13 protein-coding genes are annotated in these 12,150 nt (G+C 58.1%); 3 read left to right on the forward strand and 10 right to left on the reverse strand.

Annotation, left to right across the window (positions count from 1 at the left end; all coding sequences use genetic code 11):
* Positions 1–29: 29 nt before the first annotated feature.
* The 5 genes from GR197_RS20310 to GR197_RS20330 form a co-directional block, all read right to left on the reverse strand.
* Positions 30–1,259 (reverse strand): alpha/beta fold hydrolase, encoded by a 1,230-nt coding sequence (locus tag GR197_RS20310; protein ID WP_164012768.1) that lies wholly within the window; start codon positions 1,257–1,259, stop codon positions 30–32.
* A 169-nt stretch (positions 1,260–1,428) separates the two neighbouring features.
* Positions 1,429–2,118, reverse strand: a complete 690-nt coding sequence (locus GR197_RS20315) for a GntR family transcriptional regulator (RefSeq protein ID WP_164012770.1) — start codon at positions 2,116–2,118, stop codon at positions 1,429–1,431.
* Between the two features lie 135 nt (positions 2,119–2,253).
* Positions 2,254–3,057 (reverse strand): N-acyl homoserine lactonase family protein, encoded by an 804-nt coding sequence (locus tag GR197_RS20320; RefSeq protein WP_246724641.1) that lies wholly within the window; start codon positions 3,055–3,057, stop codon positions 2,254–2,256.
* A gap of 9 nt (positions 3,058–3,066) precedes the next feature.
* A complete protein-coding gene (locus GR197_RS20325) occupies positions 3,067–4,191 on the reverse strand; it encodes a zinc-dependent alcohol dehydrogenase family protein (RefSeq protein ID WP_164012772.1) in 1,125 nt (374 codons plus the stop codon).
* 17 nt (positions 4,192–4,208) lie between these two features.
* Entirely contained in the window at positions 4,209–5,102 is an 894-nt protein-coding gene (locus GR197_RS20330) for an MBL fold metallo-hydrolase (protein WP_164012774.1), read from the reverse strand.
* Positions 5,103–5,286: 184 nt separating this feature from the next.
* Here GR197_RS20330 and GR197_RS20335 point away from each other — a divergent pair, with 184 nt between their 5' ends.
* Positions 5,287–6,444 (forward strand): NADH:flavin oxidoreductase/NADH oxidase, encoded by a 1,158-nt coding sequence (locus tag GR197_RS20335; RefSeq protein ID WP_164012776.1) that lies wholly within the window; start codon positions 5,287–5,289, stop codon positions 6,442–6,444.
* A gap of 65 nt (positions 6,445–6,509) precedes the next feature.
* The gene (locus GR197_RS20340; protein ID WP_281409532.1) at positions 6,510–6,734 is read left to right on the forward strand and encodes a hypothetical protein; all 225 of its coding nucleotides are present in this window, start codon (positions 6,510–6,512) and stop codon (positions 6,732–6,734) included.
* Between the two features lie 103 nt (positions 6,735–6,837).
* On the opposite strand, the gene GR197_RS20345 is transcribed toward GR197_RS20340, so the two are convergent.
* On the reverse strand, positions 6,838–7,224 hold the full coding sequence (locus tag GR197_RS20345; RefSeq protein ID WP_164012778.1) for a hypothetical protein: 387 nt from the start codon (positions 7,222–7,224) through the stop codon (positions 6,838–6,840).
* Between the two features lie 129 nt (positions 7,225–7,353).
* Positions 7,354–8,028 carry a transcriptional regulator gene (locus GR197_RS20350; protein WP_164012780.1) on the reverse strand — a complete coding sequence of 225 codons (675 nt, stop codon included), beginning with the start codon at positions 8,026–8,028 and terminating at the stop codon, positions 7,354–7,356.
* Between the two features lie 436 nt (positions 8,029–8,464).
* Here GR197_RS20350 and GR197_RS20355 point away from each other — a divergent pair, with 436 nt between their 5' ends.
* Positions 8,465–9,532, forward strand: coding sequence for a cyclic nucleotide-gated ion channel (locus GR197_RS20355; protein ID WP_164012781.1), 1,068 nt, complete (start codon positions 8,465–8,467; stop codon positions 9,530–9,532).
* A 290-nt stretch (positions 9,533–9,822) separates the two neighbouring features.
* Here GR197_RS20355 and GR197_RS20360 read toward each other — a convergent pair whose 3' ends face one another.
* The 3 genes from GR197_RS20360 to iolG all read right to left on the reverse strand — a co-directional run bounded on the left by GR197_RS20360 (position 9,823) and on the right by iolG (position 12,140).
* Positions 9,823–10,398: a dihydrofolate reductase family protein gene (locus tag GR197_RS20360; RefSeq protein WP_164012784.1), complete on the reverse strand. Its 576-nt coding sequence runs from the start codon at positions 10,396–10,398 to the stop codon at positions 9,823–9,825.
* Positions 10,399–10,713: 315 nt separating this feature from the next.
* Entirely contained in the window at positions 10,714–11,010 is a 297-nt protein-coding gene (locus GR197_RS20365; RefSeq protein ID WP_164012786.1) for a MurR/RpiR family transcriptional regulator, read from the reverse strand.
* A 137-nt stretch (positions 11,011–11,147) separates the two neighbouring features.
* The gene (gene iolG / locus GR197_RS20370) at positions 11,148–12,140 is read right to left on the reverse strand and encodes an inositol 2-dehydrogenase (protein ID WP_164012787.1); all 993 of its coding nucleotides are present in this window, start codon (positions 12,138–12,140) and stop codon (positions 11,148–11,150) included.
* Between the last annotated feature and the right edge of the window lie 10 nt (positions 12,141–12,150).

Here is a 12,150-nt window from a genome sequence, read left to right on the forward strand (position 1 = left end):
AACAGCGGCGGCTTGAGCCGCCGCCACGTCTACCTCGCCGCGCGGATGAACTCGAGCGCCTGCATCAGGTACGGACGGAAATAATCCGGGTGCTCACACATTGGGAAGTGGCCCAGGCCGGGCATGGTCAGGTGAAGGCTACCAGGTATCAGATCGGCGAGTTTGGCCCCGTCCGCGGGCGTTGCCGAATAATCGTAATCCCCCGAGAGCAGGACGGTCGGGATACGGCGGGCGTCGATCTTTGGTGCGGTTACCGCGCCGTCGAATTCGTCGCTGTAGAAGGCGAGGTCGCCGGGGTAAATGCCCGGTGCCCCCTGAGAATAAATCCAGCTTGCGCGTCTGCGCTCCGAACCCGGGCTCATCGGACTCATTATCCCACGCACATACGCCGAGTTGTGCAGCGAGCCATGTACGTTTACGTTATGCTGGTAGGGGTTACGACGACCCTTCGATCTGAACGGCGGCTCGATACCGATAATTCCGAGCAGGTGCTCCGGGCTTTCCGCAGCGAGAACCAGCGCCATGGCAGCTCCCATAGAGCCCCCTGCGACGATGGCCTTTTCTCCGACAACCCGTTCCAGGATCGCACGGCACCAGGCTTGATAAAGGTCGGCCGTCAGCTTGTACGGGGCCCCGTCCCAAGATGCCGGCGGCATAGAGCGCCCGTGAAACGGAAGATCTACGGCTATCAGCCGGTAGCTTTCCGCAAGCCCCGTATCGGCAAGTTGGGCAAGGAACTGACGGCTGTCGGCACCTGCCGTATGAAGAAAGAGAACCGGCACGCCCGTTCCCGTTTCCTCGAAGTAGATATCGTAAACGGCTCCCTCGATGCTGACGGGTTGGTATCGGCCGGATATCGTCGTGATGTCACGACGGACGGTAGCCGCCTCTTTCGTCGGAGCGCGGACGATGAGTTCGAAGAGCCGTTCCAGTGCTGGTCTTGCCCTGGCGATTTCGAGAGGAAGACCCGAAATCTCGAATTCCTCGTTCGCCATTTGAAGGGCCGTGAAGGAGTGATATGTGGCCGGCGGCGGCGTCTGCAGGACCTTGGACCAAGCTTCCGGCGAGGCGCTCACAGTCACATCGGCCTGGGGGGCGTTACCGTCCAGCGCTACTTCGCCGTTCCTGATTGAAAGCGTCGCTTTCTGATCTCCGACCGTCAATCGAACCCTGCAGTCGAGGCTGGGAATGAGCCTCGGCAACTCCCCGTCCTTGATAGCCCCGGCGACGCGAGCCATTAATTCGTTGTAGTGGTCCAAAATTTCCTCCCGTCCCGACCCCAAAAGCGGCCGACGCATGCCGTGAAAGACCGAGGAGACGCAGTGACACAGGCCTGGCCCCCTCATCGGAAGCCAAATAAACAGATTATCAGACAATCTGTCAATGATGGTAATGTGCTACGGGAACTAATTCCGGACGTGCCCGCGTCTATTCCGAATGGACGACATCATTCTTGCGGAGGTAGTCGAGCGCGACCTTAGCGGCCATATCGATATGATATTTGCAGGCCGCCGCCGCCTTCGGCCCGTTCCGGTCCCTGATTGCCGCTGCGATATCACGGATTTCAGCGACGCTGTGCTTCAACCGTCCTGGTTGCGTCATGGAAGTCATGCGTAGGAGGGTCACACGGTTGTGAAGCGACGTCAGCATTTGCTTGACGAAAACGTTGCCGCCTCCCTCCATCAAGCACTCATAAAAAGCAGCCTTCGTCGCGATAAGTCTGCTGCCGGCTCCGGAGTCGGCGGCATCCGCAAACTCCTCAACGAGACGTTCAAGGTTGGCGATGTTCTCCGGGCTGCCATTTTCCGCGAATTCCTGCCCGGCGAAGCTCTCCAGCAATGCCCGCACACTGTATAGCTGTGCGGCTTCCTCGTAGCTGATCGTGCTTACCACTGGTCCGCGATGTGGATAGCTTGTAATCAGACCCTCGGCCTCAAGCTGCCGAAGAGCCTCCCGGATGGACGTGCGGCCCACGCCGATAAGTTCACAGAGTTCTCGCTCGACGAGGCGCTGGCCGGGCTTGAAACGGCCGCTGGCGATTGCCTGCCGCAGCTTCTCTTCCACCTGAATTCTGAGAGTCGCGCTTTGCCGCGAAATTTGCAGACCTACTTCACCCATCGAGACTCGTTGCCCACCGTTCTGCGAGATACTTCGAGCCCATTATATTGTCGGTTTGCCGCGTAAGACAACCCGATTGTCTGATAGGAGGCAGAAATTTCAAACGTTTTAAGCTGCGCTCTTCAAATTGGTCCGTTACAACAATACCCGGCTAAATGGCTGCTCCGGGCTAAGCGGTTGAAAATTGCTGAGAACTTTAGGATCGTGACCCGCAATCAACACTCCGTTCGGACCTGCCAATTCGACCAGTCTCCGGTATCCTTCCACAACTTCTAGATAGTCCGCATAGAGCGGAAAGGCATTTTTATCGTCGAGATAGTGTTCGAAATGCAACGCATCTGACGCGACAACCACCGTTTTGCCATCTGCGACGAGTCTGACAACCTGAAGGCCTTTTGAGTGGCCACCGATCAAATGCAGGCTCAGTCCGGGTGAGAGTTCGGCATCCCCGTCATGAAAATACATGCGGTCTTTGAAGACGAGGCGAACGGCATCGACAACTGCCTCGGCTGCGAAAGGCTTGCCCATATGCCGATGGCACATGCATCGTCCGGTTCCGTAGGCCATTTCCCTGTCCTGAATGTGAAACCTGGCGTTCGGAAAATCGCCGAGATTTCCTGCATGATCGTAATGAAGGTGGGTGATCACGACGTCCGTTATGTCAGAGGCTCCGATTCCCAGCCGAGCAAGGGCATCGACGGGATGGATCAGCATCGCGCGTCCCCGCGCACGCCCCTCTTCAGCGCTGAAGCCGGTATCGACCAAGATCAGGCGACCCTGGTGCCGCAGTAGCCACACGAAGTATTCGATGCGCCCGACCCGATCGTGGATATCGGGGACCTCGAGCTGGAGGTCGGATAGCGGTCTTTCGGCCGTCCCGTAGTGCAGCGCCAGCGCTTTCCAATCACTCAATTTCCCGTGCTCCGGTTCGAGGACCATTCGCGATGCTTATGGAAGGATCAGATGACGGATGACCTCTGCACGGTCGAGCCGGTCGAACGCTTCGTTGATCTCATCGAGTGAGCCCGTACTAGACAGCAGCTTGTCGACGGGTAACTTACCTTGCAGGAGGAGATCGATGTAGCGAGGGATATCGCGGGACGGCACGCACGAGCCCATGTAGCTTCCCTTGATCGTTCTCTCTTCGCCGACCAGCGGAAGAGGTGAAATCTCGAACTTCGAATTCACGTTTGCAAGGCCAGCTGTCGTCGTGGTCCCGCCGCGTTTTGTGATGTTGTAAGCAAGATCGAAGGCCTTTGCCGATCCCGCCATTTCGATCGCGTAGTCGACACCCCCGCCGGTTGCCGCTTTGATTGCGGCGGCGACGTCCGGATCGCTTGCAAGGAAGGTTCGTGTCGCTCCGAGTTCCTTGGCGAGCTCTAGCTTTGCGGGAACAAGATCGACAGCGACGATTTGGCCAGCTCCGCTTGCCACCGCTCCGAGAATCGCCGCCAAGCCGACCCCACCGAGGCCAATAACCGCAACGGAATTACCGGGCTTGACCCCGCAGGTGTTCATCACGGCCCCTACCCCCGTAACGACGGCGCACCCGAAAAGGGCAGCCTTGGCGAGGTCGATTTCCTTCGTGATTTTGACCACGGAGTTCGCGGAAACCACCGCATACTCGGAGAATGCCGATACCCCGCTGTGATGGTTGACCTCGTAACCCTTGAGCCTGATATGACGGCTTCCGGACAGCAGGGTTCCAGCGGCGTTCGCCTTGTAGCCGGGTTCGCAGAGGCTTGCCCGTCCCTCTGCGCAATAGCTGCAATGACCGCAGATCGGCAAGAAGGACATGACGACATGATCGCCTTCCTTAACGTTGTCGACCCCTGGGCCGACATCGACGACGACACCGGACGCCTCGTGCCCCAGGGCCACGGGAAGCGGACGCGGACGATCCCCGTTGATAGCGGACAGGTCCGAATGACACACGCCGGCGGCTTTGATTTTGACCAGAACTTCCAACGGGCCGGGGGCTGTCAATTCGACCGTCTCGATAACGAGCGGTTTCGACTGGGCGTACGGCTTCGACAAACCCGATTCCCGAAGAATAACGGAACGCATCTGCATTGGAGAATCCTCGATTATCAGTGAGCTAATAGCCGCATCGGCGACTGGAAGTAGCGGAAGCCGTCGCCTTCGTGCGCGACATGTCCGGTTCCTGGCCAGGCAAAATGATACGACATCACCTGAATGCGGTCGGTCGCGAGCATGTCCAGTACCCTGGTGCGCGATCTGGCGGACAAAGCCGGGTCTGTATCGTACTTGAACTCCATCCACGGCCGCTCCATCAGAAGGACGTGATGGTGGGTGAGGTCGCCGAGGAAGCACAGCCTGTCATTGCCGGACTCAATCATGAAGCAATGGTGGCCGAGCGTGTGGCCCGGCGCATGCAACGCCTGGACGCCGGGGAGAATCTCCTGTCCATCGCGGAAGAAAAAGATCCGATTTTTGTGAGGGAGGAGATTCCGTCTGGCGTTCTCAACCTGGAACTTGAACACGGGGTCGAGCGTGGAACCGTCGGTCCAGTCGTTGAAATCGCTTTCACTTATGTAAATTTGCGCGTTCGGAAAGTTCAGTTCTCCCGCTTCGTTGCATAGGCCGCCCGTATGGTCGATGTGAGCGTGGGAAAGCACGACCGCGTCTACCTCGTCAGGGCTGCGACCAGCCTCTTGCATGCTGGTCAGCAAGCGGCCCGTGGTCGGGCCGAAAGCCTTCGACGTGCCCATTCCGGTATCAAAAAGGATGGTCTTGCCGTTGATTTCGACGAGAGGCACATTCTGCTCGAGCACCACGTTATCCAGTGGCAAAAAGCTGCGCTCGAGCATTTCCCCGACCGTCTCCGGCGTGACGCCGAGGAAATTTTCACTCGGATCACCAAGTTCCAGCGGTCCGTCTGACAGGACCGTTATCTGGCCGTCCCCGAACTTGAATGGGTAGAAATACGGCAGTTTCGTGCGGTGTGCTTCGTCGAATGACATCGGCGGCTCCTCCCAAAGCGTTGCACGGTTTGTTTGACAGATTGTATGCTAATCTGTCAATGAGCTTTGTCGCCGCACCCAGGGATGCGCATCATGGGGGTTGAAGTTTCAAGTCTGAGACAACACATTCAGTCTGTATCGGCCGCTACAGACAATTTGTATTTCAGGAGGATTCTCGGTTCACATGTCATCCCTCTTTCAACCTCTCACCATTCGACAAGTCTCGCTGAAGAACAGGCTGGCTCTCTCCCCCATGTGCCAGTACGAGGCCATTGACGGGTTCGTGACGCCGTATCATCTCGTTCACTACGGCAAATTTGCCCTTGGCGGCTTTGGCCTGATCATGATCGAAGCGACCGCAGTTTCACCGGAAGGACGGATCACCCATGGGGACGTCGGACTTTGGGACGATCGGCAGGTTTCCGGCTTCGCCGAAATTGCCGCATTCCTGAAGAAGCAGGGCTCAACCCCGGGCATTCAGATTGCGCATGCCGGGCCGAAAGCCGCCATGCAGCGGCCTTATTACGGGGACGGACCCCTTACGCCGGACGACCACGCCCGGGGCGATCATCCATGGCCCATTGTATCGGCCAGCGCCGTTCCAGTTGACACCGGATGGCTGGTGCCCGCCGAGCTGGATCTAAAGGGCATCCAGAAAGTGAAGGACGATTTCGACACCGCGGCGCGGCGTGCCCTTCAATCTGGCTTCGAAGTTCTCGAACTTCATGCCGCGCACGGATACCTGCTCAACTCGTTCCTTTCTCCACTGACGAACGAACGTACTGATGAATACGGGGGCACCCTCGAAGGACGCATGCGCCTCCCGCTAGAGATAGCGAAAAGCCTCCGGGAAATTTGGTCGCAGGACAAACCCCTTTTTGTAAGGATATCGGCCGTTGATGGTAGCCGGAACGGTGTCACCCTCGAAGACAGCGCGGCCTTCGCGAAAGAACTCGCGGCAATCGGCGTGGATGTGATTGACTGCTCTTCGGGTGGCATCGGGCGTCCTTACGAGCATCCGAGCGGCTACGGGCATCAGGTACCTTACGCTGCGCGGATTAAGGCCGAAAGCGAACTTACCACAATGGCTGTCGGACTCGTTGTAGACCCTTTCCAAGCAGACGAGATTGTTGCCTCTGGCCATGCGGATCTCGTCGCGATCGGCCGGGAGGCACTTCGTGAACCCAACTTCGCTTTACGTGCAGAGCAGGCTCTCGACGCGGTCGACCCGGCCTTGCCCTTTGCAAATTGGCCACGACAGATCGGCTGGTGGTTAAACCACCGCGAGCGGAAACTGAATCAGCTTGGAGCGTATACTTCGCAGTCGAGCGCGGCCGCCTAGTATTAAAGGGTCTCAGGCCCAGACGACGAAGGGGACTATCATGACGAATGTTTTCGTTATCGGCTCTGCGGGAAAGGTCGGAATCCGCTCGGTCCGCAAACTGGCGGCGCGCGGCCACCGCCTTGGAGCTTAAGCGCAAAGGCACGATCTGGGTTCAGCCGACCCCAATCGCCGAAATTGAGTATCGAGCTTGGACGCATGATGGCAAACTTCGGCATCCCTCATACAAAGGCCTGCGTGAAAGACAGGATAATGCGGCAGTCTATCGAATTGGCAGGCAATCGACATGAAGGGCATTTTCGCAAACATCAGAGATCCGGATAGCGCCGCAGAAGGGCGCCCGTGTTCTTTAAATGTAGTCGATCCCTGCTGAACGCCTGCAACACGGCAGTTTCATCGCTCAAACCGCTCCAGCATTTTTCTTAACTGCGCGTTTTGCAGCTTTAGCTTTCGAGCCAGCTGCCCCCTGAGCACCCTGATGTCTTCGTCAAGGCTGATTTCGTCTGCATGGGAGACGTGTGAAATCGCTCCCGCTTTCTTGCCGCGACTTCGTTGGATATGCGGTGCGACCTGTGCGGCAACTGCAACGGCTTGATCATGATGATTTATCTCGTCGCTTGCCGGCCGATCATCGCCATTCACGCCCTCGCCGGCAACCGCATCAGCCAAACTCGCAGTAGCCGACGCGTCCGGCGTAGCCTCGCTGGTCGAGCCGTTTTCTTTCTTTTGTTCGCGTCCCGGTGAGATCAGTCGGGCCAGAAATTTCCAGGGAGACGCCATCTATCCACCCTCGAGCTTTATCCCGCAAGCAGGCTGCAAATTTTAGTGCTGGCAACAGCATCCACCGTTGCCAAACTGTTTGTTTCGATAAGCATAGAAATGCGGCCGGCGATTGACCGGCTGCTTATATCAATCGAGCTTGAGCCGCTTGCGCAGATCGGCGTTTTCAGCGCGAAGTTTCTCGGCAAGAAGCTTGCGCAGTCGTTGATTTTCTTCTTCCAACTGCAGGAGATCTTCCATCTCATCGATCGCCGTCATCGGCGCGGCCGAGGCGATCTGCACAGCTTTTCTAGCACGGCCTGCAGGCGCACGTTTGGCGCTCGCGGCAGCTTCGATCACCTTTGCCTTGCGCCCTCGCCTCCTGCCGTCACCAGCGCTGGTCAGAGCAGCTGCTGGCTTTGCCGCAGCGTCAGCTGACGCCGTCTCGGGTGCCGCCGCTTTCTTGGCACGGGGCTTGCGCTGCTTCTTCGGCGCAGCAGGCGTTTCGACAACGGTCGGTACATCGACCTTGGCTGCCGTATCAGTCTCGTCGGCCATGCTCATCTCCTGTGTATATGATGCAGTTGTCGACGGCCCGAGAGGCGGTGTCAACAATGACTCGACCCGATCTGCTTTTGGTAAAGACATTTCGCTCTCGGACCTGCCATTCTGAGAGTTATCCGACAGATACGGCGGCGCCTCTTCCTCGAGGTCGCGTGCGACTGACTTTAGATCCATGTTGCCCCAGATCGAGCTTGACCTGGAATCGAGTTTTCGCCTGCCGCTTTTGTATTCGACGGCAAAACTGCGTTGCACTTTTTTCAATATAGAGGCCCTTGGAGAATTCTCGGATGGGTTTGGTATATGCTGATACATCGGAAATAACGATTACCGCACTGCCAGTCCATACCTCAACAGCCTGCCGCCAGCTTTTGGCTTCTAGTTATGGTGTTCCCCCGAAACGCAAGAGCTGACCCCGAAAGCCTAAGCACATGGCCGCATCGTGCAGTGGAAAGCCGTGGCCGGCGCAACTGCCTGACGTGACAACAAGCGCCTTGCTCAGGCGTCCACGAACAACGCGACATCGCCGGTCAAGAGCATCCCTTCGCTATTTGGATGATCCACATTCCCTGTGAGATGTTGTAACGCGATTCCGGCTGCCAAATTCTTTGGGGCGAGACACATTGCATCAGTCCCCGTTTCCTTGCGTGTGGCCCGAAGGTATCTATTGTCGACGAATGCCGGGGGTTGGGAGTATGTAATGTCGGCAGTGCCGTTCTCAAAGATTTCGACGCCGCTCAACGCGCTGTTCGCTACAATCGGTCTCTTGGTCGTTGCTACACTGACGAGGCAGGGCCTTACTGGACAGGAGAGGCTTGTCTTTGAGCTGCTACTTGCAGCAATTTGGCTGGCTTATGTCCTCCAATTGAGCGGCACATTGCTTTCACGGCGACACCGCTTGTCGGGCGGGATGCCGGCCCTCGTGATCGATTTGCTCGCGGTTCTGGTTCCGGCTGCTGCATTCTTGTTCGTTGGGTCCCGTGATCGAGACCTCTATTGCGCCATTTGGCTTCTCAAGCCGTTGCGCGACTCGACCTTCTTCAGGCTGCTGGCAAAGGTGGTTGCGAATGAATCGCGCAATTTGCTTGGCGTGACATCTGTCTTCGGCATCGTTCTCTTCGGCGCTGCGTTGGCTGGTTATGTCATCGAGCGCGACGTCCAACCCGATAAGTTCGGCAGCATTCCGCAGGCGATGTGGTGGGCGGTCGTGACGCTGTCGACGACCGGCTACGGCGACGAGATCCCACAAAGCCTGGCAGGCCGGGTGCTGGCCGGATTGGTGATGATGAGCGGCATCGGCATTTTTGCGCTTTGGGCCGGCATCCTCGCCACCGGCTTCTACGAAGAGGTTCGCCGCCAAGACTTCGTTCGAAACTGGCAGCTGGTCGCCGCCGTACCCCTGTTCCAGAAGCTTGGCTCCGCGGCACTGATCGAGATCGTGCGGGCGCTGCGGCCGCGGATCGTGCCCGCCGGTGTCGTGATCTGCCGCAAAGGCGATGTTGGCGATCAGATGTTCTTCATTGTCGAGGGGCGGGTCACCGTGGCGACACCCGACCATCCAGTGGAACTCGGTGCCGGAAACTTCTTTGGCGAGATGGCGCTGGTCAGTGGCGATCCTCGCTCAGCGACGGTCAGCGCAGCAACCGAGGTATCGCTGCTGTCGCTCTACGCTGTGGATTTCCAGATATTGTCGAGCAGTAGTCCGGAGATCGCGGAGACCATCCGAAAGACGGCGCTGGAGCGGCGGGGCAGGCCGCCGAAGGAATAATCCATAACCTGATGGCTGCGCATTGCCGCGGCCGGCGGGCATTACGTGACTGACCCGCACTGAACTTTCATGAGGCCGTGATTAGAGCCTCAGCGGTTTTGAACCGCTCCCAAACGCTTCGGACAGCCCTAAGCTGGAGCGACCGCGGCCGCGGCCGAAAAGGCGGGGCGTCGTACCCAGGCCTCGAAAGCTAGCTCTCACCGTGCCAGAACCGTTGACCCCGCTATTTTAGTGCCACTGGCTGGGGTTTATGGGGCTGGACCTAGTCAGACAGGGCTGGTTGCGTTCGCTTACTTCACAATGCGATAGGCGATATGCCGAGCGAGTGGCGCGTCGAGCATGCTGGTGGGCTCAAGCTTGATCTGATTGGGCAGCATGTCGAACAGGCGAGTCCCAGCACCAAAGAGCACCGGCACGATATGGAACTCGATCTCGTCGACAAGCCCGCCGGCCAGTGCTTGGCGAAAGACGTCGGCTCCGCCCATGAGGCTCACATCCTTGCCTCTGGCCGCCGACTTCGCCTGCTTCACCGCGTCGGGAATTGTCCCAGCCGCGTGATAGATTCCAGTGCTGTGCGAGGCGAGTAACGGCCGGTGGGTGACGACGAAAAGCGGCAGCTTTAACGGCCCCGTCGGCCCGTTCTCGTCCCAGTATGGGATCGAGTCGTCATAGCATTTGCGCCCGCAGATCACGCTGCCAACATTGCTGGTGAGGCGCTGCACATATGCATCGCCCTCTGCACCGCTGTTGAAGAACCATTCGTGAAGAAATTCGCCGTTCTTGCCGAGTGGTTCCTCCCTGGTCTGGTTTCCTGCGGTAATGAAGCCGTCGAGCGACATGCTGATATTGAAAGCGACCTTGGTCATTTGCGTCCTCCCTGACCGATCGATTGAGGTTACGCCTTCATGACGAATGAGTGTCGGTCAAATCTACATTCGGCAAAAAATAACTCGTCACGGCCTCTTGAAGCGCCCGAACTCCTCTGTGATGCACGGCATCTATCCGCAGCAGATTCCGGCGACGCAAGGTGAATGAAGCCGCTCCTTAGGACTGCTTTCCGCCCCTCCCCACTTGTGTGTTCCGGTCGATCCATTATGCGATCTTCTTCGTCCAGAACATGAACGCAAGGGCAACAAGCCGGCCGCCTCGAAAACCCTCGCCGTGCCAGACCCGTTGACCCGCTATTTCAGTGTCAGTGGCGTAAAAGGTACAGCCTTCCGAACATGATTTCTCATCATCGACCGCAAGTCGGCGAATGTCTGCAATCCACAGTGCTGCGCCAGGCGCAATACCGTTGTTTGAGATACATCGCAAATGCGCGCGATTTTTGCAGCGCTTTCGAAAGCGACCATCTCCGGTCGTTCAATGACTTGTCTGGCAACCTGCTCCAGTCGATCGGGAAAGACAATCTGACGCCTCGCGATCAGCGATTTCAACTCCTCCAATGTCTGAGGAGGACCAACGTTAGCCTGCTTCATCGGCTTTGCCTCCTGAGGTCGCTATCTAGGATCTGCCAGTCATGCGCAGCACCCGACGATCTGCACAGGTTAGGCGGTGCGTCGGATGCGGACCGATAGCGCGCGGAGCACTATCGGTTCGCACCCGTTCCCTTCCATCAATCGATCGTCACCGGCTTGCCGGTCTGCCAGCTCCTGGTTGCGGCTTCCGCGAGTTTCTGAGCTTGCAGTCCGTCAAACCCGCTCGGCCGCGGCGACCGGTGGCCATTGTCGATCGCGTCGATGAAGGCATTGATCTCGTTGGCGTAGGCCTGCGCGTAGCGCTCAAGGAAGAAATATTGGACAGGATCGCCGCTGACACCGCTCGCGTTGGAAAGCTCTACACTGGTTGCCTGGATATTTCTGGCTGTAAGCATGCCGGCAGCGCCATGGACTTCGATGCGTTGATCGTAGCCATAGGTTGCCCGGCGCGAATTGGTGATGACAGCGATGCGACCCGAGGCTGTCTGCATCTGCACCGCGGCAGTATCCACATCACCTTCGGCCCCGATCGCCTTGTCGACGAGAGACGATCCAAGCGCGTTTACCACGACGAATTCCTCACCCATGAGAAAGCGGGCCATATCGAAGTCGTGGATCATCATGTCGCGGAACAGGCCGCCGGAGGATTTGACGTATTCGGCTGGCGGCGGGGCGGGATCACGGCTGGTGATGGTTACGATTTCGATGTCGCCGACATCGCCGCGACGCAACCGCGCCTCCACACTGGCGAAGTTGGGATCGAACCGGCGATTGAAGCCGATCATCAGCGTGGAATTGTTCTTCTCGACAAGGTCGAGGCAGGCATTGATGCGTTCAACCGACAAGGATACCGGCTTTTCGCAGAGGATCGCCTTGCCGGCCTTCGAAGCCGCCTCGATGAGATCGGCATGACTTGATGTCGGCGTTGCTATGAGGATCGCATCCACCGCCGGGGACTTGATGATATGCTCCGCGTCAGCGACCTCGGCGCCCGTCTGGGCAGCAAGCGCCTCTGCCGTGGCGCTGAAAGCATCGGCCACATAAACGAGCTTTGCCTTCGGGTTCGCCGCGATGGTGGCGGCATGTACCTTGCCTATTCGGCCGGCGCCGATCACCCCAAACCTGATCATCGATATTTCT

The organism is Rhizobium phaseoli (assembly GCF_010668805.1).
Taxonomy (GTDB): Bacteria; Pseudomonadota; Alphaproteobacteria; order Rhizobiales; family Rhizobiaceae; genus Rhizobium; species Rhizobium phaseoli_A.